The organism is Pararobbsia alpina (genome assembly GCF_902859895.1).
Taxonomy (GTDB): domain Bacteria; phylum Pseudomonadota; class Gammaproteobacteria; order Burkholderiales; family Burkholderiaceae; genus Pararobbsia; species Pararobbsia alpina.
This window is the reverse complement of sequence record NZ_CADIKM010000011.1, coordinates 115,430-141,262: the sequence shown is the minus strand read 5'-3', so window position 1 is coordinate 141,262 and position 25,833 is coordinate 115,430. Positions and strand designations below refer to the sequence as shown.

The 25,833-nt window shown below is 62.7% G+C and carries 24 protein-coding genes and 1 pseudogene; 6 read left to right on the top strand and 19 right to left on the bottom strand.

The genetic code is table 11. From position 1 onward, the window contains the following. Positions 1 to 4 precede the first annotated feature (4 nt). From HV670_RS14155 to HV670_RS14110, 11 genes and pseudogenes are all read right to left on the bottom strand, one after another. Positions 5 to 598 carry a DeoR/GlpR family DNA-binding transcription regulator gene (locus HV670_RS14155; RefSeq protein ID WP_246257405.1) on the bottom strand — a complete coding sequence of 198 codons (594 nt, stop codon included), beginning with the start codon at positions 596 to 598 and terminating at the stop codon, positions 5 to 7. A 39-nt stretch (positions 599 to 637) separates the two neighbouring features. Beyond that, a pseudogene (locus HV670_RS30995) lies at positions 638 to 820 on the bottom strand (DeoR family transcriptional regulator); the annotation flags it as partial. 410 nt (positions 821 to 1,230) lie between these two features. Beyond that, the gene (locus HV670_RS14150) at positions 1,231 to 2,688 is read right to left on the bottom strand and encodes a glycosyltransferase family 2 protein (RefSeq protein ID WP_175105414.1); all 1,458 of its coding nucleotides are present in this window, start codon (positions 2,686 to 2,688) and stop codon (positions 1,231 to 1,233) included. A 66-nt stretch (positions 2,689 to 2,754) separates the two neighbouring features. Then, complete coding sequence (locus tag HV670_RS14145; RefSeq protein ID WP_175105413.1) at positions 2,755 to 3,357, bottom strand: cytochrome b; 603 nt, start codon at positions 3,355 to 3,357, stop codon at positions 2,755 to 2,757. Between the two features lie 211 nt (positions 3,358 to 3,568). After that, positions 3,569 to 4,537 carry an anti-sigma factor family protein gene (locus HV670_RS14140; protein ID WP_175105412.1) on the bottom strand — a complete coding sequence of 323 codons (969 nt, stop codon included), beginning with the start codon at positions 4,535 to 4,537 and terminating at the stop codon, positions 3,569 to 3,571. Further along, on the bottom strand, positions 4,534 to 5,082 hold the full coding sequence (locus tag HV670_RS14135) for an RNA polymerase sigma factor (protein ID WP_175105411.1): 549 nt from the start codon (positions 5,080 to 5,082) through the stop codon (positions 4,534 to 4,536). Before HV670_RS14135 ends, HV670_RS14140 begins: the two co-directional genes overlap by 4 nt. Positions 5,083 to 5,311: 229 nt before the next feature. Continuing rightward, positions 5,312 to 6,334, bottom strand: a complete 1,023-nt coding sequence (locus tag HV670_RS14130) for a LacI family DNA-binding transcriptional regulator (RefSeq protein ID WP_246257396.1) — start codon at positions 6,332 to 6,334, stop codon at positions 5,312 to 5,314. 122 nt (positions 6,335 to 6,456) lie between these two features. Continuing rightward, positions 6,457 to 7,893, bottom strand: a complete 1,437-nt coding sequence (gene melA / locus HV670_RS14125; protein ID WP_175105409.1) for an alpha-glucosidase/alpha-galactosidase — start codon at positions 7,891 to 7,893, stop codon at positions 6,457 to 6,459. 42 nt (positions 7,894 to 7,935) lie between these two features. Continuing rightward, complete coding sequence (locus HV670_RS14120) at positions 7,936 to 9,279, bottom strand: ABC transporter substrate-binding protein (protein ID WP_246257393.1); 1,344 nt, start codon at positions 9,277 to 9,279, stop codon at positions 7,936 to 7,938. Positions 9,280 to 9,430: 151 nt separating this feature from the next. Further along, entirely contained in the window at positions 9,431 to 10,363 is a 933-nt protein-coding gene (locus HV670_RS14115) for a carbohydrate ABC transporter permease (RefSeq protein ID WP_175105408.1), read from the bottom strand. 9 nt (positions 10,364 to 10,372) lie between these two features. Then, the gene (locus HV670_RS14110) at positions 10,373 to 11,308 is read right to left on the bottom strand and encodes a carbohydrate ABC transporter permease (RefSeq protein WP_175105407.1); all 936 of its coding nucleotides are present in this window, start codon (positions 11,306 to 11,308) and stop codon (positions 10,373 to 10,375) included. 454 nt (positions 11,309 to 11,762) lie between these two features. Between HV670_RS14110 and HV670_RS14105 the strand changes: the two genes are divergently transcribed. Continuing rightward, positions 11,763 to 12,533, top strand: coding sequence for a glycosyltransferase family 2 protein (locus HV670_RS14105; RefSeq protein WP_175105406.1), 771 nt, complete (start codon positions 11,763 to 11,765; stop codon positions 12,531 to 12,533). A 50-nt stretch (positions 12,534 to 12,583) separates the two neighbouring features. On the opposite strand, the gene HV670_RS14100 is transcribed toward HV670_RS14105, so the two are convergent. Beyond that, on the bottom strand, positions 12,584 to 13,600 hold the full coding sequence (locus tag HV670_RS14100) for a flippase-like domain-containing protein (protein ID WP_175105405.1): 1,017 nt from the start codon (positions 13,598 to 13,600) through the stop codon (positions 12,584 to 12,586). Positions 13,601 to 13,956: 356 nt separating this feature from the next. Between HV670_RS14100 and HV670_RS14095 the strand changes: the two genes are divergently transcribed. Further along, on the top strand, positions 13,957 to 15,033 hold the full coding sequence (locus tag HV670_RS14095; protein ID WP_246257390.1) for an alpha/beta fold hydrolase: 1,077 nt from the start codon (positions 13,957 to 13,959) through the stop codon (positions 15,031 to 15,033). Positions 15,034 to 15,045: 12 nt separating this feature from the next. On the opposite strand, the gene gorA is transcribed toward HV670_RS14095, so the two are convergent. After that, complete coding sequence (gene gorA, locus HV670_RS14090) at positions 15,046 to 16,404, bottom strand: glutathione-disulfide reductase (RefSeq protein WP_175105404.1); 1,359 nt, start codon at positions 16,402 to 16,404, stop codon at positions 15,046 to 15,048. A gap of 554 nt (positions 16,405 to 16,958) precedes the next feature. Here gorA and HV670_RS14085 point away from each other — a divergent pair. Then, positions 16,959 to 17,414 (top strand): GNAT family N-acetyltransferase, encoded by a 456-nt coding sequence (locus HV670_RS14085; protein ID WP_175105403.1) that lies wholly within the window; start codon positions 16,959 to 16,961, stop codon positions 17,412 to 17,414. Positions 17,415 to 17,457: 43 nt separating this feature from the next. Here the strand turns inward: HV670_RS14085 and HV670_RS14080 are convergent, their stop codons facing one another. The 3 genes from HV670_RS14080 to HV670_RS14070 form a co-directional block, all read right to left on the bottom strand. After that, positions 17,458 to 18,216 (bottom strand): SDR family NAD(P)-dependent oxidoreductase, encoded by a 759-nt coding sequence (locus HV670_RS14080; RefSeq protein ID WP_175105402.1) that lies wholly within the window; start codon positions 18,214 to 18,216, stop codon positions 17,458 to 17,460. A gap of 178 nt (positions 18,217 to 18,394) precedes the next feature. Further along, the gene (locus HV670_RS14075) at positions 18,395 to 18,583 is read right to left on the bottom strand and encodes a hypothetical protein (RefSeq protein ID WP_175105401.1); all 189 of its coding nucleotides are present in this window, start codon (positions 18,581 to 18,583) and stop codon (positions 18,395 to 18,397) included. 148 nt (positions 18,584 to 18,731) lie between these two features. After that, on the bottom strand, positions 18,732 to 19,217 hold the full coding sequence (locus HV670_RS14070) for a response regulator (RefSeq protein WP_175105400.1): 486 nt from the start codon (positions 19,215 to 19,217) through the stop codon (positions 18,732 to 18,734). A gap of 217 nt (positions 19,218 to 19,434) precedes the next feature. On the opposite strand from HV670_RS14070, the gene HV670_RS14065 reads away from it, so the two are divergent. Then, complete coding sequence (locus HV670_RS14065) at positions 19,435 to 19,923, top strand: low affinity iron permease family protein (protein WP_175105399.1); 489 nt, start codon at positions 19,435 to 19,437, stop codon at positions 19,921 to 19,923. Here HV670_RS14065 and HV670_RS14060 read toward each other — a convergent pair. Together HV670_RS14060 and HV670_RS14055 are read right to left on the bottom strand one after the other, a co-directional pair. Then, positions 19,920 to 21,254: a cation:proton antiporter gene (locus HV670_RS14060; RefSeq protein WP_175105398.1), complete on the bottom strand. Its 1,335-nt coding sequence runs from the start codon at positions 21,252 to 21,254 to the stop codon at positions 19,920 to 19,922. The genes HV670_RS14065 and HV670_RS14060 overlap by 4 nt on opposite strands. Positions 21,255 to 21,324: 70 nt before the next feature. Next, complete coding sequence (locus HV670_RS14055; protein ID WP_175105397.1) at positions 21,325 to 22,758, bottom strand: amidase; 1,434 nt, start codon at positions 22,756 to 22,758, stop codon at positions 21,325 to 21,327. A gap of 204 nt (positions 22,759 to 22,962) precedes the next feature. Between HV670_RS14055 and HV670_RS14050 the strand changes: the two genes are divergently transcribed. Both HV670_RS14050 and ltnD read left to right on the top strand, forming a co-directional pair. After that, positions 22,963 to 23,664, top strand: a complete 702-nt coding sequence (locus HV670_RS14050; RefSeq protein WP_175105429.1) for a FadR/GntR family transcriptional regulator — start codon at positions 22,963 to 22,965, stop codon at positions 23,662 to 23,664. A 41-nt stretch (positions 23,665 to 23,705) separates the two neighbouring features. Further along, entirely contained in the window at positions 23,706 to 24,602 is an 897-nt protein-coding gene (gene ltnD / locus HV670_RS14045; protein ID WP_175105396.1) for an L-threonate dehydrogenase, read from the top strand. 192 nt (positions 24,603 to 24,794) lie between these two features. Here the strand turns inward: ltnD and HV670_RS14040 are convergent, their stop codons facing one another. Then, on the bottom strand, positions 24,795 to 25,688 hold the full coding sequence (locus HV670_RS14040) for an NAD-dependent epimerase/dehydratase family protein (protein WP_175105395.1): 894 nt from the start codon (positions 25,686 to 25,688) through the stop codon (positions 24,795 to 24,797). Positions 25,689 to 25,833: the final 145 nt, after the last annotated feature.

Below are 25,833 nucleotides of genomic sequence, written 5' to 3'. Positions count from 1 at the left end.
AGGGCTAGTTAGTGGATTTGCGGAATTCAAGGATTCCGCTTTCCCTTCTGTAGAGCTGAAGGCCTTTGCGTGGCATCAGTTCCATTGTTGGTGGGTCGATTCCGTCATCAATCAACAGCGCGTCGATTTCCGCGACGTTTGCAAAAACTTCACCATCGCGCTCATTCAGCTGCGGCTGGTATGCGACGACGATCGTCCGGGTGGCGGCCCGCCGGGCGGCTTCGAACACACGAGCCACTGCCGGATCTGTGCATAGCAGATTGCCGTCACGGTCGAGCCCCGAGGCCTCAAGAAAACAGAGGTCGACTGAGCGCCGCGTCACCGACGCTTCCGCATCGGGGCCCGTCATGGCCGTGGCCCCCTGTTCCAACTGCCCACCCGTGAGCACCAACTCGCAATGAAGAAAGCGCTGTGCCGGCTGAGCCATCCCGATGTCCTGCATGAGCAAGGCCAGATTCGAACGGTCGGACAAGAACGGCAGAATCTTGTGAACGATCTCGCCAGTGCCCAACATCAGCGACTCGTGATCGTCAACGGCCTCTGCGGCAAAACGGGCGATCGTCGTTTCCGATGCCTTTCGGGTTGCGCCATCCGCCATGGGCACCAGCACGTTTTCCCCGGGTTTCTGTGCGAGATACCGGGCCTTGCCGAACGATCGGACAAGGTAACGCTGCTGCTCCAGATAAGTCAGGTCGGTGCGGATCGTGACACTCGAAACATCGAACGCCTGACTCAGCTCCTCGACTGAAACCTCTCCGCGCTTGCGGACAAGTTCGACGATTTGCAGCCGCCGTTTCAGGGAACCCTTGTTTGCCAGCATGTCTCCGGATCTCGAAAGTGAGAACTTTTGTTTCGAAAGAGTTTAGTTTCGAATCGAAAGAAGGTCAAAGCGATTTTTGAGGTGTGCTACTTAGGGGTTTTCCCTAGAAGCAGAGCGGCTACGGGCCATGAGGTGAGCGCAATTTGAGAACCTTCCTCAGGGTCAAAAATTGCCAAGTGAGCGCGGATCTTGGAAGCGACCGCGAGCAACCGCGCGACCATGCAGTGCGCGTACCGGGTCGGTAACTGGGAAGGATGTCGCTATGGGGGTGGGTACCGGCGCGCTGACCTACGCACCGTCATCGGGTTTGCGAGGTCTCGCGCGATAGGTCGACAAGGGCCGACGTCCGGTTCAAGCGGCGGTTGCATCCTGTTGAGGATGCGCTGACAAACCCGGCTGCGACCTGCCGCCTATTCCACCGGTCGGGTAGCGCGTCGTTGCCCGAGCAATCCGGCGCGATGCTGGATGCCCCATGTACGGCGGCCCCTGATGAACTGCACCCAGCCAAGCGCCGCACCGGTGTGACGCAGCAACTGGAAGGTGAATGGTTCGGCGAACGCAGCCAGTATCGCCATGCCATAGCTCGAGGTCATTGCATTGCGTGTCCACCGTCGATACAGATGAATCGACCAGAGATGGAAGGCAAGATCGATCGCGATCTTGCCGACCGTCAGGGCGAATGCAGGTCCGAAGGTCCTGAAGTTCCCGGTGAACAGGAAGGCGACCAGCAGCGCAAAGGCAGTCAGCCCATAGATCGGCTGTACGGTATCGATCGCCTTCATGGGCATCATCAGCCAGCCGACCTTGCCGTAGCGGCGATCGCCAGTCATATCGCGGTTCCAGTACTGCGTCTGCAGGAAGCCTGCGAACCAGCGACGGCGTTGGCGCAGGAACGAGGCCAGTGTGCTCGGCGCATCGGTGAAGGCCTGTGCGGACCCGATCACGCGAACGGTCCACTTGCGCCCATGATCGACCGCGAAGCGGCGCAGCCGGTGGATCAGCTCATAGTCTTCGACGAGGCACTCGGGATCGAAACCGCCAACTTGAAGCAGGGGCTCGCGCCTGAAGCATGCGAAGGCCCCCGAGACCAGCAGCAGGCTTTCGGCGCGCATCCACGCGTAGCGCGATACGAAGTTCCGGATGTATTCATAGGTCTGGAACCATTGGAGAAACCAGCCTTCGGTCGTTTTCCCACATAGGGGTGTGAGGATGCCAGCCGCCGCGACGAGTTCGGGTTCGGCTGCGAACGCACGGCGCATTGCACGGCAGGCGTCGGGGGCGAGCAGCGTGTCGGCATCGACGGTCATCAGCGCGTCGCTGCTGACCGACGTGATCGCCGCGTTCAACGCACGCGCCTTGCCGCCGTGTACGACACGCAGCCAGCGCAGATTCGGATAGATCAAACTCGGGCGGCTGATCTGCCCATCGGGCGCGGGCGCGATGCGATAGCGCTCGGCAAGCAACACGCCCGTGCTGTCGACCGACCCGTCGTCGGCAATGATGATTTCATCAGGGCCGTCGGTCTGATCGAGCAGTGCCTGCAAGGTATCGGGCAGCACGTTCGCTTCGTTGTACGCTGCGACAATCACCCCGAGAGTCACCTTGGGTCCCTTCGTCTCGGGTGCTTCCACCGCTCGCAGCATCGAGAACGATTTGACCGTGACGAACGCGAGCAGCGCGGTGTCATAGAAGATGTAGGCGATCCCGGCCGACCACGCGAGCACGCCATGCAGGAAGAATGCGCGGCCAAACAGCACGAACCACAGGGCGATCACGCTGCCATGGATCAAGACGCTGAGCAGGGGTGTCGCGCGCGGGGATAGACGGGGTGAAGCGAGGAACAGGGCTTCCTCGAGCGAGGTTTTCATCGTTCTTCTGATGCGCATAGGGTGCAACCAGGGGGTAGGACTGGTGTCGGTTACTCGGTTTTACTTTTACGGCAACATGCGACGAATCACGGAATGACGGTCGATCCATTCGTGCTTGAGCGCACCGCCGATATGCAGGGCAAGCAGCACATAGAGCGCATAACCGAACCACGTGTGGAGCGAGCCGAATAAGTTGTGCAGGTATTCCTTGAATGCAGGCGGCTGGTCCATGATGAAACCGATTCGCGGCCAGCTCACCAGACCAAAAAGCTGCATCGGGTGCGAGAGTGCGTCTTTCCATGCGGAATCGTGCAGCCATCCCGAGAGCGGCAGTGCGAAGATCAGCAGGTAGAGAAGCCCGTGCGCCACATGCGCGCTTGCCCGCTCCCATTTCGGGATGCTTTCGGGCAAGGCCGGTGGCCGGTGCGAGAAGCGCCAGAGCACGCGCAAGATCGCGAGACCCAGCACCGTGATGCCGATCGATTTATGCGTGTTGATGACGGGGCGAACCCAATCGTCAGGCAGAGAGTCGGCGCTCAGGGCGAGCACGACGTTGACGATGATGCCGAGCGCAATCAGCCAGTGCAGCGCCATCGCGGTTCGTGTGTAACGCGATCCGGTGCTTGGCCGTTGGGCCGCATACAAAGGCGTGTCGGGTCGCGCAGTCATAGTGGGAGGCTCCGTTTATGCGATGTGCAGCGTGGCGAGTCGCCATGACGCAATAGAGGCAGCGTGACGCAGACGAGTGCAGCGCTTGTATGAGAAACGCTGCGGTGGAAGGTTTTATTCCGGCATGCGTCCGGACACGTTCCGCTCACGTTCCGCTCACCGTCTGGGCGATGCTGGCGCTCGTGTCCGCTGTCGTGTCCGTGCCGATACCCTAAGTGCGGGGCGTATGATCGCCCGGCCCCACGTCTGAACGCGGATCGGTGGCCGCGACGCGCCCCTTGGCCGGGGTTCCCGCATTGTCGTCGGAGAGCGAGCTGTCGGGATTCTCCGCAATCTGCCGCGCGAGCGCGGGCAGATCGACGTCGCTGCGCTGGCCGATCAGTGCGTAGCCGAGCTTGTCCTTATTCCAGGTGACCACGTCCATGCCATAGACCCGCCGCGATTGCGCAGACTGGTCGTCAGCCTGATTCTTGATCACGCAGAGCGCGACCGGTGCGCCATGCTCGGGCAGATAGACGATCTGGACCAGCGGCTTGCCGCGGAAGCGCAGGCGCTGCAGACGCTTGAAGGTGAGCCCCGCCTTCTGAAGGTCGGGAATCGCAAGCGGCAGGCCGTCCTCGCGACGAATCGCGTCCAACTGCCGGGCGTCGACCGACGGGTTGTCGAGGGTGTCGGACAGCGTCTCGCGCGTGTAGAGTTCCTGATAGCCTGCGGCGGCCTCGACCCAAGGGGAGACGCGTTCCCCAAAGGGCAGCACGCGCGGTCCCAGCTTCAACGCCGCACCGCAGAAGAACGCGCCGGCAATGAAGGCAGCGGCGAGCCATGCAGAGGAGTAACGCGCCCGCGCGGAACGTCCGGTGAACGGAGGAATGCCTTGCACCGCAGGGGGCGGAGCGGCCTCGGCGATCACTTCATCGGACAAGTCAATATTTTCTGTATGGACTTTGGCAACGCCGTCGCGCGCGAGGTTGGCGACGAAGCGCGCCAGGCTGTCGGGCACCGGCGGCAGCGGCTGCTGTGCGAACGCCGCCTGATAGGGAAGTGTCGCGGACGCGCGCAGATTCGCCACGCGGGCGGCGAGCTCTTCCGAGGCCTTGACTGCGCGTTCGACCTCCGTATGGCGGGATGGCGGCAATTCGCCATCCACGTAGGCGATGAGCAGGGTATCGTCGAAGTTCATGTGACCGAATCCTTCCTGGCTGTAGGCTCGTGGGCCCCGTTGACGGGCTGCGCGCTGAATTGCGCACCGATGCTTAGCCGTGCACGTGACAGTCGGCTCATGACTGTGCCAATCGGAATCTCCAGTATTTCCGCCGCCTCGCGGTAGCTCAAGCCCTCGACGGCGACCAGCAACATGACCACACGCTGCGCATCGGGCAGCGACTCGACTGCATCCAGTATCTGCCGATACAGCATGCCGGTTTCGGGATTGGCGGCGCTGGGGTCGGCGACCGTCTCCACGAGTTCTTCGCTCCATTCGATGCGCGAACGACCGCGAATCTGGCGTGCGCGGATCTCGTCGATCCAGATCGAATGGACGATCGAAAACATCCAGCTGAGCGCGGACGTATCGGGCTGCAGCTGATGACGCCGCTCGAGCGCGCGGACGCAGGCGCGCTGGACCAGGTCTTCCGCATCATGGCGGTCGGCAGCTAGACGGAGCGCGAAAGCCCATAGTCGGGGTAGCAGGTCAGGCAGCAAAGCGGGCAAATCGTCGCGCGTCATCGACGGGGGTTCCTCATTGCGATGACGCAAGTCTAGCTAAGGTTAGCGTGAATTGGTGTGAAAACAAGCACCAAACTGCGCCAGTTTGCGGACCTGGTTTCCCAAAAACCGGGCCGGGAATAAAAGGGTGGACCTAAACGTTTAGCGAACGCTGCACCGGCCTGGCTCGGCAGGGGCGTGCCCGTCGTGCGCCCATTGCCGCGCGCCGGGTCCTTTCCCTATTCCTGCACTAGTCGTGCACCGCCTCGAGCGATTTACCGCACGAGGCGCGCACGATCAGCGGCACCGCGCCCGTTGAGTGCAACTGCGCGGGACGTTCGCCGGCCATCAGGCGCAACAGCAGGGTAGCCGAGGCACAGCCCTGCTCGAACGGCAGGGTGCGCATCGTCGTCAGTGGAGGCGAGGCGTAGGCGGCGAGCGGGATATCGTCGTAGCCGACCACGGCGACGTCCTCGGGCACGCGCAGCCCCGCGTCGCGCAGGGCGGCGATCGCACCGAAGGCGATCGTGTCGTTACCCGCGAAGAGCGCGGTCATGCCGCGCTCGCGCGCGAGCATGGTCTGCATGGCTTCGTAACCGCTGCGTGCGCTGTAGTTCGCATAGGCAATCCACGCGGGATTCGCTTCGACGCCATACTCGCGCAGCGCATCCCGGTAACCGTACAGGCGTTCGCTGACGCCGTGAAATTCATCGGACGCGAAGCCGATGTGCATGATGCGCCGGTGTCCGAGTGCGAGCAGGTGCCGCGTCGCGGTCCGCGCGGCTTCGCGTGTCTCGACGTCGATGCTGTAGATGCCCGCGTGCTGGTCGAGATTGGAGCCGAGCACGACAAGCGGAAAACCTTCGGCGGCGAGATGGGCGAGATGCACGTCTTCCGCGCGCGGCACGTTGAGCACGATCATGCCGTCGATGCGCCGACTGTCGACCAGGTCGAGAAATCCCCCTGGACGGCTCGCTTCGACGAGCGGCTCGAACAATACCTTATAGCCGTGCGCATGACAGGTCTCGTTGACACCCGCAAGCATCTGGGGAATGAACGCGTCGACCTGCAGATGCTCGTTATGCGGAACGATCATCGCCACGGTGCCCGTCGCGCCACTGACGAGCGAGCGCGCGGCCGCGTTCGGCACATAACCGAGCTGGCGCGCGGCGAGCAGCACGCGATCCCGTGTTTCGACGCTGATGCCCATTTGCTGGACGTCGTTGAGGACGAACGACACGGTCGTGCGAGAGACGCCCGCAAGCTTTGCCACTTGGCTGCTGGTTACCCTCGGGGTGGTTTTAGGTCGGTTCATCCGTTGATCGAACAGGTATTGAGTGTGCCGCCGCACCCGTCATGGGGCGGCGGCACACCGCCGGTCAAAAGCGATTCGCCTCAGGCGGCGAGCTCGACTTTCGAACGGGGCGCAAGCCCGGCGGGCAGGCGGTCGCGGTGGGCGTCGAGCAATTCGTCGACGAGTGCGACGATCTGCTCGATGTCGAGCTCGGCCGCCGTATGCGGGTCGAGCATCGCAGCATGATAGACGTGATCGCGCCGTCCGGTCAGGGCGGCTTCCACCGTGAGCTCCTGTACGCCGATATTGGTGCGCATCAGTGCCGCGAGCTGCGGCGGCAATTTGCCCACGCGCGTCGGCTGCACACCATTCGCGTCGACGAGGCAGGGCACCTCGACGCAGCAGCCTTCGGGCAGATTGTCGATCAGGCCGCGATTCGGCACATTGCCGTAGATCACCTTCGGTGTGCCTGTCTCGATCGAGTGAATGATCGTCGCACCGAATTCGACCGATCGCTGGGCCCTCGAGAGTCCGGCGAGCTTGGCGACCGCATCGTCGTAGCGCCGGTCCATCACCTTGATGCCGCTGCCAAGCAGCGCGGCTCGCAGGGCCTCGGGATCCTGCGAACCCGGCTCGCGCAGTTCACGCTCGAGGAATTCCCACGACGCCTCGTAGACCTGGCAGCGGCCCGGATACTCATCGAGCGGGATATTGAACTTCGCCAGCAGTTCCTCGCGGCCACGCTTGATGAACCAGGGCACGTATTCGCTGAAATGCTCGCTCGACTCGGTCGGAAAATAGCCGAGCCGGTGCAGCATCTCATAGCGTACGCGGTTGGTGTCCGGCACGCGGCCTTCGGCGCGTACGCGATGGAGCAGGGGATACAGGTCCTCGCCCTCGCGTTCGAATCGCAGGTAGAAGGCCATATGGTTGATGCCGGCCGAGATGTAGTTGATCTCGCCGATCGGCACGCCGATGTCGTGCGCGAGTTCAGCCGCCGTGCCCTGTACGCTGTGACACAGGCCGACCGTGCGGATCGTCGACGCGCGGTTGAGCGCCCAGCAGACGATCGCCATCGGGTTCACATAGTTGAGGTGAACCACGCCGGGGCACAGCCGTTCCATGTCGCGCAGCATTTCGAGCATGACCGGCACGGTGCGCAGGCCGCGCATGATGCCACCGATGCCGAGCGTATCGCCGATGGTCTGTTCGAGGCCGTAGCGCTTGGGTATCTCGAAGTCGATCACCGTACTCGGCTTGTAGCCGCCGACCTGGATCATATTGAACGCATAGTCGGCGCCGTCGAACGCGCGGGCGCGGTCGGTCGTCGCGACGATCAGGGGCGCGACGCCGAGCTGGGCCGCCACACGCTTCGCAACGAGTTCGGACAGGCCGAGCCGCTTCTCGTCGATATCGTACAAAGCGATCTCGCTGTTCGCGAGTTCCGGGTAGGCCAGGATGTCGCCGAGCAAATTGCGGGCGAATACCGTACTGCCTGCGCCAATTAAAGCGATCTTGATTCGCCGTTTCGATGCCATCTGAATCTCCGGTGCAAGTGGATTGAATGTTCAGGGCCAACGCTAGTGCTGCGTGACCTCGTTGACTTTCTGGTTGGCGTCCTTGAGCGCGGGCGCCGCCTCGGCCTGGCCGAGCAGGATCGCTTCGATCGCCGAATCCATGATCGAGTCGATCTGCGCGCCGCCGTTGGCGATCGGCGGCTGGAACGTCGTGGCTTTTGTCATGTCCAGAAAGGCCTTCGTGTCGATGCCTTGCTTCGCGTGCGCGTCGACGGTCATCTGGTCGAGCTGCCGCAGCGCGGGGAACACCACGCCGCGCTGGGCAATCACCGACTGGCAACTCGCCGAGCCGAGGTACTTGACCCATTTCCACGCTTCTTCCTTGTGCTTGCTGCCGCTGTAGATCGAATCCGCGAGGCCGTTGAACATCGTCGCGCGGCCGTTGGGCCCCTGCGGGAGCACGGCATAGCCGACCCCGAACTTCGCGTTCGAGGCATACCAGTTCACCATCCACGAACCGTCGGCGACCATCGCGGTCTTGCCCGCCGCGAACAGCGCCGGCTTGCCGAGCTTGCTGGCTTCGTCGTATCGCGCGGAATAGCCTTTCTTGCTGAGGTTCGCGAGCCACTGGAGTGTGCGGGCGAGACGCGGATCGTCGTAGTAGTAGTGCGTGGTCCACGGACCGTCGTTGAATTTGAAGCCCTCGGATACCGCGAAGGGACTCCATTCGGTCTGACCCATCATGCCGCCGGTGGTCGCGACCTGGTAGCCGCGCACTTTGACATGCTGGGCATCGAAACCGGGCGTGCCACCCCGCTTGCCGTTATCGTCAAGCGTGAGCTTCGCGATGGCTGCTTCGAAACTGCCGCCGTCTCGATCGTTCCAGGTCCAGCCAGGTATCGCCGCCGGATCGATGCCCGCATCCTTGAGCATCTGCTTGTTGTAGACCAGCACGATCGTGTCCCAGTCCTTCGGCAAGCCGTACTGATGACCGTCCTTGCTCCAGTTCGCGAGCAGCGACGGGTAGTAGCCGTCCGTGGCGACCTTGTCGCGCTGGATATACGGTGTGAGGTCGACGAGCTGGTGGTTGGCGACCATCTCCGGATACTTCATCAGATGGTTCGTGATCACATCGGGTGCCGTGCCGGAGACGAACTGCGTGGCCAGCGCGGTCCAGTAGTCGAACCAGCCGATCTGGGAGATTTTCACGTGGATATCGGGGTTCTCCTTTTCGAACTGCGTCGCGCAGCTTTGATAGGCGGGTCGCTGATTCGAATCCCAGAGGACGTATTTGATCTCGACCGGGCCCGCCTGCGCCGTGCCGGCGCTTGCGAGCGCAAGGCCGGCCGCTCCCGCGAGCGCGGCCAACATGGCAAATGCGGTGCGGATCGGCTGTTGTCGCTTCATTGTCGTGTCTCCTTTGATTGATCGATGCCGGATCGTGCCGGGCATCGGTGTTCTGTAAGCGTGCCGCTTACTTAATTGCCTGCTGAGTCATCGGCTTGCACATGCATTTGTGTGACTGCCCCGGTTGCGTATCGGCTGTGCTTCGGTTGGGTTATTTCCCGCCACTGAACTGCACCGATTCGACGACGCGTCGGCCGAACGCGATCAGCAGGGCGAGCGTCGGCAGAACGGTCAGGAACGCGGCGGCCATCAGGCCTGTCCAGTCCGGTGCGCCTTGTGGAGTCTGCGATTTGAATGCCTGCAGGGCGACGGTGAGCACCTGCATGTCTTCGCCGTTCGCGACGATGAAGGGCCAGAAGAATTCGTTCCATGCATTGATGCTCGACAAAATCGCGACGGTCGCGATCGGCGTCATGCTGATCGGCAACACGATGCGCCAGAAGATCGCGAAGTAAGACGCACCGTCGAGCCGCGCGGCTTCCTCGAGTTCATAGGGAATCGACAGGAAGAACTGGCGCAGAAAAAAGATCGAGAAGGCCGAGACGAGACAGAAGGGCGCGACCATGCCCGCATAGGTATTGAGCCAGCCCAGGTCTTTGATCAGGATGAAGTTCGGAATGAACAGTACGATGTTCGGCAGCATCATCGAAAGCAGGAACAGTGCGAACAAGGGGCGCCGGCCAGGAAACCGCAGGCGCGCGAAGGCATAGGCCGCCATCGCACTGAAGATGACCTGGCCGACGACGATGACTCCGGTGAAGATGACCGAGTTCAGCAGCGACTGCGAGAAATTGACCTCGCTGCCTGATCCGCCGTCGGCCAGGGCCGCGTCGCCCGTGACGAAACCGAGCACCCGGCGGAAATTGTCGAGCGTGATCGATGGCGGCACGATCGAGGCAGCCGACGAATAGAGCTCGCGTGACGGCGTGAGCGCCGTGCGCAACACGATCCAGAGCGGTATCACGGTGATCGCGATCATCGCGCCGAGCGCAAGCCAGGCAAGCATGCGGCCCAAGCGCAGACGAGGGGCCTGGGTGAACGCGTAGTCCAAGCTCGATGCGACGAACGGGGTGGAGCGTGGCATGGTATGTCCTCAGGCAAGGTCCGATTCGCCGGCTTTGAACAGCCGCATCTGCAAGGTCGTATAGACGATCATGATCAGCAACAGCGCCATCGACATCGCCGAGGCATAGCCCATCTTGTAGAACTTGAATGCGTTCTCGTAGATGTAAAAGACGATCACGCGCGTCGACTCGGCAGGGCCGCCCCCGGTCGTGACGGCGACGGTGTCGAAGATCTGGAACGAGCCGGTGATGCTTGTCACGAGCACGAACACCATGACCGGTCGCAACAGGGGCAGCGTGATGCGCCTGAACATCTGCCATTCGCTCGCGCCATCGAGTGCGGCGGCTTCGTAGAGGCTGCGCGGAATGCCTTGCATGCCCGCGAGGAACAGCAGCGAGACCATGCCCATGTAACGCCAGATATTGACTGCCGCGACCGTTGCCAGTGCCTCCACCGGCGAGCCGAAGAACGAATGGTTCGCGAGGCCGAGCGCATGGAGCAGCGCATTGACCCAGCCGAGCACCGGATCGAGCAGCCAGACCCACATCAGCGCGACGAGCACGTTCGACAATAGATAGGGCAGCAGCAGGATTGCACGTACCGATACGGCGCGGATCAGGCGATCCATCAGCGAGGCGAGCAGCAGGCCGATCACAGTCTGCAGCGGAATATTGAACAGTACGTAGTAGGCTGACAGTTTGAGCGCGTGCCAGAACTTGCCGTCCGCAAGCATCGCCCGATAGTTGTCGAGTCCAACTGGGCGCGGCACCGACATCAGGTTCCAGTCCGTCGCGCTGATGACCATCGCGCGCACGGCAGGGATCAGATAGAAGATCACCAGGCCGATCAAGGCCGGCAGTATCAGCAAAAGTGCGGTGATGGCCTCGGCGTTACGGTGCCACGCGAAGCGAGGGGTTGAGCGAGCCGGAGCGCGCCCTTCTTCTACGCCATGCAGCAGAGCCATCTTGTCTCCTTGTCTGTTCAGCTAACGCGAGTTAGTTGAAAGAGGGATTGCGGCATCGAGATAGGTTTACCGTTCGCTATTCGCCCGGATGGTAACCGCTCTAACAGGCGCGACAGGCTTCCGAACGACTTGCTGGGAATCAGGCTAACGCGAGTTAGTATCCTAGTCATGGATCGACTCGGGATCAATCGATCGATGCCCCGGAGTTTCCCTAACGACTATGTGGGACTACCGCATCAGGCGACGTGCGCTGGCACGCGGCCCACGAACGTCGGACGTGAGGCTCCTCCGCGAAGGTCCGGCGGATGCATGGCCCACGTACCGCCGGCAAAACACAGCGGGCCGCAAGTACGCGACAAAGGGAAAGGCATGACAGGATCACAAAGCGCGGTCAGAATGCATCGTCCTTCGCGCGAGAAGATCGCTTCGTTCCGCCTTGCAATCGCATTACTCCATGACCAGCCCTATTGCTTCAGCAACGGACCGTCGTGTCCGGATCTCCTGCATCATCTGCGCGTACAACGAGGCACCCCGTATCGGTGCCGTTCTTGCCGTTGCCTGCGCGCATCCGCTGCTCGACGAAGTCATCGTGGTCGACGATGGCTCGACCGACGGCACCGCGGACATCGTCCGGCGCTTTTCGTCGGCCCGATTGATCTCCCACGAGATCAATCAGGGCAAGAGCGCCGCGATGGCCACGGGTATCGCCGCCGCGCAAAGCGAGTTGCTGATGCTGCTCGATGCCGACCTCAAGGGGCTCGCTCCGAACCACGTTACGGCGCTCGCAACACCGGTACTGTCGGGCAAGGCTGACGTAAGCCTGAGTCTGCGGCAGAACAGCCTGTTGATCTTCCGCGCGATCGGACTCGACTTCGTATCCGGCGAACGAGTGGTCAGGAAAGAGCTGCTGGACGAGGCGCTCAAGGAGATTCATGGCCTGCCGCGCTTCGGCATCGAGGTGTTCATGAATCGCCTGATCGTCGCGCGCCGGCTGCGAATTGCCGTTACGCACTGGCCCTATGTCACGCAGTCGCGCAAGACGGAGAAGCTCGGCTACTGGAAGGGCGTACGCGCGGAGTGGCGCATGATTGCCGACCTGCTGAAGGTCACTTATCCGCTGGCCTTGTTTTCGCAGACCTGGCAGTTGTTCGCGCTACGCGTGGATCATGCGGAACGGGCCAAGTTTTCCGTCCGAATGAGGAAGCCACGCGATACGGCGGCCTGATTGCTGTTTTATCGAAGCCGGGCCGCGGCATGACTTTGAACTCATGGCAGTCATGTTGAGGCTTCGTCGAAGCCTGACTGAAGCACCTCGCGCTTCATATGCCGCCGCCAGGCGAGTGCCGCAAAGCCAAGCGCGCCGAGGACCAAAGGACAATATAGCGTGGCGAAGCGCCAGAGCACGAGCGCTGTCGCCATGATGGAAGCCGGCACCCAGGCGGCAAACGAGGCCGCGAGTCCGAGGTCGCCGCCGCCGCCGCCCGCGGGCACCCCGGTCCAGAGCGCGAGGTGCAGGACGACGGCCTGCGCCGCGAGCACAAAACCCAGCGGTATGCGGTGCCCGAGTTCGAGCAGGATGAACCATAACGCACCGTAGCGAAGCAGCCATTGCAGCGACGTCAAGAGCAACAACGCGACAAAGCGCCGCGGCGGTCCCGCGACAAGCAATGCGAATTGCCTACCGACGTTCGCACGGAATCGCCGCAGGCGTGCCCACCGCGATTTCAGCCAGGGAATACGACGCCCGGCGGCGCCGAGTGCGTTTCCCGCATGATGGCGGCACAGCCAGAGGATGCCGGCGAGACAGGCCACGCCGAGCGCTGCAAGCGCGATCAAAGGCAGGCTGGCCTTGGGGACCATCAAGGCGAGCGGTCCTGGCGCAAGCGCGAGCGCGATGGGAATGGCCAGCGTGAAGAACACAAGGTCGAGTGCCTGATCGCCTCCGACGATCGCCGCGGCAATCGCCCACGAAGCGCCTGCGCGCTCGAGCAGCGCCATATTGACGCCATACCCGGCCGCGCCGAGCGGCGAGACCAGAAAAGCGAAATCGGTCACGACAGTCATCGCAAGCGTGCGCCGGAAGCGTAGTCGCAGGTCGAGCGCCGTTTGCAGCAGGTGCAGCTTGCCGGCCTTGGCCGCCGCACTGACGAGCGCACTTGCCGCCAGTGTCAGGAAAATCAGGAGCGGGACGCTGCGCAGGCCGGCGAGCAAGGCATGCGCGCCCAACGCGAACGGTGCGCCTATCGCGAGCCCGATGCCGACGCATGCGAGCAGGGTCGCCGCATGGCGCATGGTTGGCCTGCTCAAGGTAGACCCGCTTGCGCGAGTCCGGCGCCTGGCTGCTTTCAATTCGACATGTCCTGGTCGCGCCGGAAGCGGAGTGGGGTGGGGAGGGAGTCGGCCTTCCGAATTCTGCGTCGAAGTCATGGATGGCTGCGTGGACTGCTTCATGGGCGGTCTGCGGGGTCGATCATCGGACATGCAGGTTCGTCGACGAGCAAACACACGATGCTAGGTTTGCCGCATGACATCCGTAAGGCAAGGGCAGCATTGTGCCGGTCTTGCGTGGTTGGCCTGCATGGTCTATCTGGCCTACCATATGGCCGGGCTCAAAATTCTCATACCACGTACGCCCGAGGAGGCCATAAGTGATTCGACAAGTGTTCATGCTGAGCTTGGCAGGCATGTGCGGATGGATAGGCGTCGCGCCCGTCCAGGCGGCGACAGCCGATACTGCGCAGGAGCAGGCAGCGGACTTTACTGCACGCGATTTTCATTTCTCCGACGGCACCACGATGTCGGATATCCGCATCCACTATGTCACGCTCGGCACGCCCCATCGCGACTCGCACGGCGAGGTGGACAATGCGGTGCTGCTGATGCACGGAACCACGGGTACGGGCCAGGCGTTCCTGACGCCCTTGATGCGCCGCGAGCTTTTTGCCGCCGGCGAGCCGCTCGATACCCAGCGCTACTTCATCGTGATTCCGGACGGCCTCGGCCGCGGCGGTTCGAGCAAGCCGAGCGACGGGCTGCGCACGAAGTTTCCCCACTACGGTTATGGCGATGTGGTCGAGGCCAACCATCGCCTGCTGGTCGAGGGGCTGCACGTGAACCACCTGAAGCTGGTGCTCGGCACGTCGATGGGGGGGATGCAGACATGGATGTGGGGCGAGCGTTATCCGGAGATGGCTGATGCGCTCATGCCGATCGCGAGCCAACCGATCGCGATGGCGGGGCGTAACTGGCTGTGGCGCCAGATGATCGTCGGCGCGATCCGCAACGATCCGGGCTGGCAGAATGGCGACTACACGACCCGCCCGGCGCAGTGGACGCGTGTGATGCCGATTTTCACGCTGATCACGAACAATCCGGCGCGCATGCAGACCGATGCACCCGATCGCGACTCCGCGACAAGGATGTATGACTCGCTGGTCGCCACGGCGCAAAAGAGCGATCCCAACGACGTGCTCTACTGGTTCGAATCGTCGTGGGATTACAATCCCGCTCCGCAGTTGTCACGCATTCGCGCAAAACTGTTGGCCGTCAATTTCGCCGACGACCTGATCAATGCCGCTGACATGGGCGTTATGCAACGCGAGATCGTCGCGGTGCCGCACGGACGTTTTGTCGAGCTACCCGAAACAGCACATTCGTACGGCCACCAGACGCTCGCTCATCCGGACGTGTGGAAACCGTATCTGGTTCAGTTACTGAAGCAGTGACGGGACTGCCCTCTACGCCGACACGGGTGTGCGCATCGTCACGAATTCCTCGGCCGATGTCGGATGGATGCCGATCGTGTCGTCGAACATGCGCTTGGTCGCGCCGGCCTTGAGGGCGATGGCCATGCCCTGGATGATCTCGCCCGCGTCGGCGCCCACCATGTGCACGCCGAGCACCTCGTCGGTGTCCGCATCGACGATCAGCCTCATCATGGTTTTTTCGTTCGAATCGGTCAGCGCGAGCTTGAGTGTGCCGAACCGGCTTTCATAGACCGTGATGTTGTGCCCGTCGAGCAAGGCCTCGTCTTCCGTGAGGCCGACGGTGCCGATACTGGGCAGGCTGAAGACCGCGGTCGGGATCCGTCGGTAGTCGACCGGCCGGTATTGCTCCGGCTTGAACAGGCGCCGTGCGACAGCCATGCCCTCGGCGGTCGCGACGGGGGTGAGCTGCACGCGGCCGATCACGTCGCCGAGTGCGAGGATCGAGGGTTCGGTCGTCACGTAATGTTCGTCGACGCGGATGAAGCCCCTTTCGTCGAGTTCGACGCGGGTATTCTCGAGACCGAGATCGTCAAGCTTGGGCACGCGGCCCGTGGCAAACATCACCAGATCGGTCTCGAGCGTGCTGCCATCGTCGAGTGTCAGCGCAAGGCTGCCATCGGCCTGCTTGTCGATCCGCGTGACCTGGGTCTTGAAGCGCAAGTCGACGCCCTTCTTGGTGAGTTCTTCGCGCAGGTGTTCGCGGATACCGCGATCGAAGCCGCGCAGGAACAGGTCCCTGCGGCAGATCTCGCTGGTCAGCACGCCGAGGCCATTGAAGATCGAGGCAAACTCGACTGCGATATATCCGGCGCCGATCACAGCGGCACGGCGTGGCAGGGCCTCGAGGAAGAAGGCTTCGTTCGACGTGATCGCGTGTTCCTTGCCGGGAATGTCGGGCACGGTCGGCCAGGTTCCGGTTGCCAGCAGGAGATGCTCGGCGCTGAAGCGCTCGCCGTTGATCTCGACGGTGTGCGGATCGACGAGCCTTGCATGGCCCTCGAACAGTTTTACGCCGCATTGGGTCAGCAGGTCGCGATAGACTTCGTTGAGCCGCGTGATCGCTGCGTTCTTGTGTGTGATCAGCGTCGGCCAGTCGAATGCCGGCTCGCCCGCCGACCAGCCGTAGGCCTGCGCCTGTTCGAGGTCTTCGCTGTAGTGGGCGCCGTAGACGAGCATCTTCTTGGGCACGCAGCCCACGTTCACGCAGGTGCCGCCAAGATAGCGACTCTCTGCGACGGCGACGCGCGCGCCGAAGCCCGCCGCGAAACGGGCCGTGCGTACGCCGCCCGAACCCGCGCCGATGACGAACAGGTCGAAATCGAAAGACATGATGCTCTCCGCTACCTGGGTTGATAGTCGTGTCACGACCGACATCGTCTCAGACATTGTTATCTCATGCATCGTCCCTCATGAACTCGATCCCGCCACGGCAGTCATAGAGGACAAGCAGGTGCTTTAGCGGGAAAGGGCGACGATCCTGACCCGGTTGCACTTCGGTCGTTCTGGGCCAATGAGTCGGTCACGAATCCTTTACTCGCCAGGGTCGAAGCCACGACACCCCAGGCGAAAACCGGAATCCAGCGTCAATTCGCTGATTCGCGATAAAACGAAATGGCTTTCGCGTCAGTACGCTACCGAACAAACACAGGGTGTTTAAAGCATTTGATTGATTTTCAAAGGCAGGTATGCGGCACCGTATGTACGGAAGAATAAAGTCAGGGTCAGCCAGAAGTGCCAAGGCTCGCGCGGTGCTCTATCGTTCCAGATGCGAGACCACACATTCGCCACCGAGTGCCGGCTGGCGGGAAAAGAACGGGGATGGATCCATCGGGTCCAGTCAGGATATGGGCCAAGCGGCGTCCGACTTTGCCGGGAACAGGCTGATGACCACGGAAGAAGTCGTATCGTTCAGGCTCGCGACGGATGATGACCGCCAGTACATCTATGAGCGTGCGCTCGACAATCTCGCGAATAACCAGGGCCAGATGGCTTCGGAAAATGCACTGAGCTGGAACGATTTTCTGCTGTCGTGGCACGCCACGAGTAACTACCTGGTCTATATCGGTGACCAGAAAGCCGGCGTACTGCGATGGGAACGTGGATCGGACGCCATGCACTTGACCGATCTTTACATTGCAAAGCCATTTCGCCGATGCGGTGCGGGAAGCATGGCATTGAATTTTTTTGAAGAGTACGCGGCGAGCCAGGGTTTCCAGAAAGTCTCGCTGCTCGTCGATACCGCCGATCGGGTTTCGCTTCAGCTTGCCCAAAACCGTGGCTATGACATCGAGAGAAAGGATGCGCGGCGTGCGCTGATGGTCAAGCGCCCGACGCGCTGAAGATTCTGTGTATCCACGGTCGTGACATATACCACCCGCCGATTCACAGGAACATGCCGCCCGATGCCTCGATGCGTTGCGCGTTGACCCAGCCGCTTTCGTCGGACAACAGGCTCGTGATCGCACCGCCGATATCGTCGGGCAGGCCGACGCGCCCAAGCGCCGTGACACTCGCGACGAATTGATTCAGTTGTTCATTGTCGCGAACCGCGCCGCCGCCGAAATCGGTTTCGATCGCTCCGGGTGCCAGCGTGTTGACGGCGATGCGGCGGGCACCGAGTTCCTTTGCCAGGTAGCGCGTCAGCACTTCGATACCGCCCTTCATCGTCGCATAGGCCGCAAAGCCGGGCAGCGCGAAGCGTGTGAGTCCCGTTGAGATATTGACGATGCGCCCGCCGTCGGCGATCAGGGGCAACAGCGCCTGCGTCAGGAAGAACGGTCCCTTGAGCTGGATATTGACCAGTTCGTCGAACTGCGCTGTCGTGGTTTCCATGAACGAAGCACGGAAACCGATGCCGGCATTGTTGACGAGGAAATCGAAACGGTCGCGGCCGAAGGTCGTCCCGAGGACTTGCGAGACTTGCTGCGCAAAGGCTGCAAACGTATCGGCTTGCGAGACGTCGAGTTGCAGCGCGGATGCCTTGCCGCCCGCTGCGGCGATGTCCTTGACGAGGGTGTCGGCTTCGGCCGCGTTGCGATTGTAGGTGGCGATGATGCCGACGCCCCTGTTTGCGAGTTTGAGCGCGGTGTTCTTGCCGAGGCCGCGGCTGGCGCCGGTCACGAGTGCGATTTTGCCGTTCATCAGTGTCTCCGAGAAATCTCGGCCTTCAGGCCGGGGAGGTAAGGAGTCGGTTTGGGTGTTGTTTCGGTACCCAAACTGAGTGTCCCGAAAGGGATGCGCAGATGAAACACATTCTACGAGGCACATGCTCGCGAACAAAGGCGGCCGGCCGATTGCACTGTTCGAACCCAGTGGCAGCTTACTGCCGGATCCAGCCCAGGTGTTCGAATATTGCGATGCATTTGTCGACGTCGCGCTTCGCGGCCGGCAAGGGCGCGGGATTCGCCGTCGTGCATTCGGCGGTATGACCGGTTTTGGGATCTCGGAACACGATGGGAGACGCGCAGCCTGCGAGGATCAGCGCGGCAATCAGGATCAGTCGACTCATCGGTGAAATGTCAGAGGGTGGCGCGGGCATAGGCCCGTCGTGTGTGACGGGGATTGTCCCCGAGCGCGCGACGCGCTGCAGCCCGAAGGACCGGCTTCGAAAAGGGCGTCGGCGCGTCGTGGGACTCGGGACGTGGAATGGGGAATCGCTAGCGGGGAGTGGCGGGGAACGTCTTCAGCCTCCCACCTTCCTGCGCTGCAGACTGCCGCCATGCGTCGCCGATGCTGTAATAGCCGCGCAATACCTGCAGCAGCGAATCAATGTCGCAGGGCTTGGCGAAGTGGGCATCGAAGCCCGCTTCAATGCATCGTTCGATGTCTTCCGGTGCATCGAGTGCCGAGTGCGCGATCAGGAGGCAGTCCGGTGCGAGACCCGAACGCAGCGTGGACGCGACTTCCCAACCCGAGCCCTGAGACATCGTCAGGTCGAGCAGCACGACCTGGGGCTGCCAGCGGCGCGTCATCGTCACGGCGTCGAGCCCAGTATAAACGTACTGCGCGTCGAAGCCTTCGGCTCGCAGGATCGTCACCATCGAATGGGCAAGATCGCTATCGTCGTCGGCGACCAGCACGCGCCGCTGCGCCACGGTGGTGGCGGGGCGCACACGTGCGGGGTCAGGCTTGTCTGAATTCATGGCGGTGGGCCGGTAGAGCATGTCTGAACATCGGCGGCCATGGCAGTGGCCGCCTCTCTACTATTACGCAACGATCGGTACCCTCTCGATTGGGATAGACCCGCTTGGGAAAGACCCGCTCCGGACAGACCCGGACCGGAGCGCGGGCATGGCGACGGTGTGTCAGGCGAGGCACACGTATTGCTCGGTTAACAGTTCACCCGGACAGGAGGCAGCCATGAGCACCAATGACCCGACGCCGACCGACGCCCTTGAAACCGTTCCCGATACATCAAGTCCGGCCTATGCGAATCCCCATCCGCTCACCCGGATGTTCGACAGCTTCGCAAGCGTGGTCACGCGCTTCGCGGGCTCACCCATCGCCTTTGGTATCGCCGTCATCTGTATCGCAATCTGGATTGTGACGGGCCCGCTCTTTCATTACTCTGATGGATGGCAGCTCGTCATCAATACGGGTACCACGGTCGTGACCTTCCTGATGGTATTCCTGATCCAACAGAGCCAGAACAAGGACAGCGTCGCTCTCCATCTCAAGCTTAATGAACTGATCGCTTCGCACCGCGCGGCGAGCAACACGATGATCGGCATTGAAGACGCCAGCGAAGACGAATTGCGTCGCCTCGCGGCGGCCTATTTGAAACTGGCGACCCGGCCAGCGGGAGACGGCCACGTGCCGGAACCCTCGAACACGTCGCCCGCGCACTAGGTTCCACCTTCAGGGATCCTCTGGGGCGGGGAGGGTGTCGAATACCGATTGAGCAAGGCCGTCGCCGTCGCGCCATGCAGAAATACGGATCCGACGATCGCGGCGAGCACGATCGCCACGATCGGGTCGAGCATCGGGCCGGGAGCATGCTCGATGCCGAACAAAAGATAGTAGAACGTGCCGACGCCGCGGATGCCGAGCCATGCTGCGAGCAGACGCTGGTGGCGCGACAGCGAGGAGCCGAGCAGCGCCACCGAGGTGCTGACGGGCCGCACGACGGCGAGCAGCAGAAAAACCGGTCCCACTACGCGCCAGTCGAGCAACTCGCGCCAGTGCGCCGACACGACGCTGCCGATCAGGAGCATCAGTACGAGTTCGACGAGGTGTTCGACTTCGACGGCGAACGCCATCATCGACTCGGCCATCACGGCATGGGCGAGATCGGGGTCCATCGCCGCCTGCTCCATTTCACCCTGCTCGACACTTTCGAGCGCGGCCGCCGGGGGCTTGTCGCCGGTGAAGGCCCGTTCGCGCCGCCGCAAGGCGACGCCGCCCGCGAAGACGGCCAAGAATCCATAACCCTGGATCAGCAGCGCCGCCCCATAACATGCCGACATCAGGCCGAGCGCGAAGAAGGCTTCGAGGCCCAGTGCTGCGTTGAAACGCGTGCGCAGGCGCGTGACGAGCGCGACCACTCCCGTGCCGAATCCCCAGCCGATCGCGATACCGCTCCCGACGCCCCAGAGCACCGATAGCAGAAAGGCGCCGGGGCTCTGCTGCGCGGCGTTGTCGACGCCGCATAGGGCAAGGCCGAGCAGGATGAATGGCCAGGCAGCCCCGTCGTTGCAACCGCCCTCGCTGGACAACGCAAATCGCAAGGGCTCGTCGTCGCCGGCCTCGCGGGGGCGCAATTCATTGGCGAGGACCGGGTCGGTCGGCGCGAGGGTCGCGGCGAGCACGATGGCGACGCCGATCGGCAGGGCGAGCGCGTAGTAGCCGATCGCCGTCATGATCGCGATCGTCAGCACCATCGCGACGACGCCCAGCCGCAGCGTCAATCGCCAGAGCTTGTCGGCAAGCGGCACGCGCAGGTGCAGGCCGATCGCGAACAGCGAGACGACCAACCCTGTTTCGGTCGCGAGCCGTATCACATGTCCGTGGCCGTGGAGCTCGGGCGTCAGCAGCCCCGTGACGGCGGGACCCAGTACGAAGCCGACCACGAGGTAGACCATGGCGCCCGACATCGGCAAGTTTGAAATCACGCCGCGTGCGAGCGCCATGAAGATCAGCAGGCCGCCGATCAGGACAAACCATGTCGCTTCGATCGGCATCGGTGCTCCGTCGGAATTGGACTATCGGTCGAAGCACGCAAGCACCGTACCAGGCACGTCGCATGAGCCCTCAGACGGACGGAACGTGGTCGAACCACGGGCGCGCCTGTTCGAGCTGGCGGGCGAGCCGGAACAGCAGATCGTCGTTGCCGAAGGCCGCGCTGAACATGACTCCGACTGGAAGCTCGTCAGGTGTCCAGTGAAGCGGGACCGACATGCTTGGCTGGCCGGTCATGTTGAACAGACTGGTAAAAGGGGTGAAGCGCTTCAGCGCGGCGGAGTAAGCGTCCAGATCGGGGTTGCTCATGCTCTGCGGACCGAGTGCAACCGGTACTTGCCCGAGAGTGGGGCTCAGCACGATGTCGTAGCGTTCATGGAAGGTTGCCATGCGCCTGCCCTGAAGGTGGATCGCCAGCCGTGCATTTTCGAGTTGGATGGCGCTCAGTGTCGCGGCATGGCGTACCGCTTGCCACGTTACGGGTTCGACGTCGTCTTCGCGCAATTCACGGCCGAGGATCCTGGCCCGGCGGTGCAGGGTCGCCGCGACGCCGACCGCCACCAGCGCCCATGCGGCGGTACTCAGTTCCTCGGCATTGCCGGGCGGCAGCGCTTGCTCGACTTCATGGCCGAGGCTTTCCAGCAGGCGTGCGGCATCCCGCGCAGCCGTGATGCATGCGGCGTCGACCGGCGAGCCCGAGAGAGGGGCGAGCTGAAGCGCGACGCGCAAGCGACCCGGTGGCGTGGTCATTTCCTCGACGTAGGGGCGTGCCACGGGTGGCGCGGCATAGGGGTCGCCTGGCGAGAGACCCTGGGTCGCGTCGAGCAGGGCGGCGCTGTCGCGCACGCTGCGCGTCAGGACGTGGACCGAAGCCATGCTGCCCCAGCCCTCACCTACGAAAGGCCCGAGCGGCGTGCGAGCGCGCGTCGGCTTGAAACCGAACAGGCCACAGCAGGAGGCGGGAATCCGGATCGAGCCGCCACCGTCGCTGCCTTGTGCCGCGGGCACGATGCCGGCGGCCACCGCCGCGGCCGCGCCTCCCGACGAACCGCCCGGGGTCCGGCTCAGGTCCCAGGGATTGCGTGTCGTTCCGTTCAGTGCCGTTTCGGTGGAGGCGGCGAGCCCCATCTCCGGTGTGTTGGTCTTGCCGAAGATCACGAGGCCGGCCTGCCTGTATCGCGATACCAGCGTCGAATCCTGTTGGGCGATCACCCCTGCATACAGCTTGCTGCTGTTGCTCGTCGAGGTGCCAGCCATTTGCACCGAGACGTCTTTCAACAGGAAGGGTACGCCGGTGAACGGGCCCGTTGGCAGACCTTGGTCGATGGCCGTGCGGGCGAGGTCGAAATGTTTCTGGGTGATCGCATTGATCGTCGGCTGAACCGCTTCGGCGCGCGCGATCGCGGTTTCGAGGAGTTCCCGTGGACTGACGACGCCATTGGCGACCCACTGAGCGAGTTGCGTCGCATCGCACTGCCTGTATTCGTCGAACTCGAGCACGGCCATGTCTCCCTTGAACGGGTATCGCACAATGGCCCGATTCTGCCGTGCCCGAACCCATTTGCGTGGGACTTGTGATCGCCGTCACATCCCGCTTGCAACACTTCGTATTTCGGGCCTCAAAGAGACGCGAATCAGGCTTCACGGAACTTTCCGATGGTCTTCACATAAGTTATATTATGACCAGATAACTTGAAATTCCTTATGTCCATGTTTGAGAAGATTCCTGTTCAGACGATGAGCGACAGCGTGGCGGAAAAGCTGCTGGCGCAGATCGATAATGGCGTGTTCGCCAAGGGAATCAAGCTGCCCACCGAAGCCGCGCTCGCGCAGGCCTTCGGAGTCAGCCGCACCGTCATCCGCGAAGCCGTTTCGCGTCTGCGCAACGAGGGTGTGATCGAGTCACGCCAGGGCAGCGGCATGTTCGTCACGTCGAGCAGTGTCGCGCGGCCGCTGAGGATCGACTATGCGGAGGCGATCGAGCCCGATGCCGTGTGGCAGATTCTCGAGCTGCGCCGCGCCATCGAAGCTGAAGTGGCGGCCCAGGCCGCGTTGCGCCGCACCGACGAACAGATGGACGCGATCGACAAGGCACTCGCGGCGATCGCGACGGCCGTCGCGGCAGGTGCCGACGGCGTGGCCGAGGATGTGGCGTTTCATCGCGCGATCGCGGAAGCCACGGGCAATCCTTATTTTCTCAAGACGCTGAGCTTCCTTCATCAGTATCTTGAAGCCGCGATGATCGTCACGCGCCACAACGAAGCGACGCGCGAAGATTTTTCGCGGCAGGTCCGCGAGGAACACGCGGCGATCGTGGCCGCCGTCCGGGCCCGCGAATCCGCGAGTGCGCGGCTTGCCGCGCAGACACATATGGTCAACGCCGCGCGCCGGCTCGCCGAGGCGAGGCTTTAACACCCGCGCGTGTTTCCTGTCTATCGAGTGATCGCAAAACCATGTCTAACAAAAATGTAGGGGTCATCGGTCTCGGTGCAATGGGTCTCGGGGTCGCGCGCTCGCTGTTGCGCGCGGGTTTCAATGTGCACGGCTGCGACGTGCGGCCCGAGATATTGCGCGAATTCGAACAGGACGGCGGCATCCCGTGTGCGAACCCCGCGGAGCTCGGGCGGCGCGTCGACATCGTGCTGACGCTGGTCGTCAATGCCGCGCAGACCGAGACGGTTCTGTTCGGTGAGAACGGTGCGGTCGCCGCGATGAAACCTGGCGGGCTCGTGATCGCCAGTGCGACGGTGGCGCCGGAATTCGCGGTGGCGTTGGCCGCGCGGATCGAGGCGGCCGGTTTGCAGATGCTCGACGCACCCGTGTCGGGTGGCGCCGCGCGCGCGGCATCGGGTGAGATGACGATCATGAGCTCGGGGCCTGCCTCCGCCTATGCGCTCTGCGAGCCGGTGCTCGAGGCGATCGCCGGGAAAGTCTACCGGCTCGGCGCCGCACATGGGGTCGGTTCGAAGGTCAAGATCATCAATCAGCTACTGGCGGGCGTACATATCGCCGCATCGGCGGAAGCCATGGCGCTCGGGCTGCGCGAAGGGGTCGATCCGGATGCGCTCTACGAGGTGATCACCCACAGCGCGGGCAATTCGTGGATGTTCGAGAACCGCGTGCCGCACATCCTGTCGGGTAACTACACACCCCTCTCCGCGGTCGACATCTTCGTCAAGGATCTGGGTCTCGTGCTCGACACGGGGCGTCGCAGCCGCTTCCCGCTGCCGCTCTCGGCCGCGGCGCACCAGATGTTCATGATGGCCTCGTCGGCGGGCCATGGCGGCGAGGACGATGCGGCCGTGGTCAAGATCTTTCCCGGGATCGAGCTGCCGGCCGCCAAGCAGTGACCCGTGCGCAGCGCATGCCTGTGGTATAGGCATGCGCTGCTGGAATTGAAAAGCGCCTCGTTTCGCAATCGATCCAACGAGATCGATGTGAACGAGGCGCTTTGCATTGCGTCGGTCGATTGTGCGAGACCTGGAGTCCGGTAGGTCCGGACTGTCCGGACCCCATGCCTGCCTCTCTTCCCGGCTAGTGCCTTACTTCTTGACCTGCTCGCGCCACTTGTACGCCTGCTTCCAGCCGAGCAGACGCTTGAGCTTTTCATTGCTGAGGATCGTCTCGAACTCGCCCATCGACTTCTTGACCGGCACATTCGGGTAGAAGCGCTTGATCAGTTCGGCGGTCGGCAGGTCGGACGACACATCGTCGGCCGCCACATTCATCACTTCAAAGCCCAGCCCGTCCTTTTCGATGCCGAGCCGGCACGCCGTCGCGAGATCGCGGCCGTCGATATAGCTCCACGTGATGCGCTTGCGCAGCGACGGGTCCTTGTTCCAGGTCGCGAACTTCTCGTAGTCGACGGGGTCGAGCACGTTGCCGATCCGGAAGCAGTAGACGTCCATGCCGGTCCTGCGATGGAAGGCCTTGGCCGTCACTTCGTTGATGATCTTCGAGGTGGCGTAGCTGTCCATCGGGTCGACCGGATAGTCCTCGTCGAGCGGGAAATAGACCGGATCGCGATGGCGATGCGCAAATACGGTGCCGTAGGTCGTCTCGCTCGAGGCGAGAATGACCTTCTTGATGCCGAGCTTCGAAGCGGCATCGAGCACATTGTAGGTGCCCATCACATTGATGCGGAACACCTCGTTGTCCGTTGTCGTGAAAATCCGGGGAATCGCGGCGAAATGCACGACTGCGTCGATCGGCTTCGGTTCGATGTCTTCGTCGAACTCGCGCAGCTTGACGCTGGAGGCCAGCGCATTGAACACCTGTCCCGCGTCGGTGAGGTCCGTGAGCAACGTGCGCGCGGTGCCCTTGGCCATTGGCACGCGGTCGACGTTGAGCACTTCGTAGCCGTGCGCGACGAGGTCTTCGACGACCCATTTGCCGGCCAGTCCGCTACCGCCTGTAACAATCACTCGCTTCGTCATGCGTCTCGCTCCTTGATTCGGGAAAAAAATTCAGACCATTTGTCTGACATTGCTCGTGCATCCTAGCTTGTTCGGGGAGGAAGTTCTGTGACCGCCGTCATAGATCGCGCCGACTCCTTGGGCACGCCCGATCGACCCCTGGGAC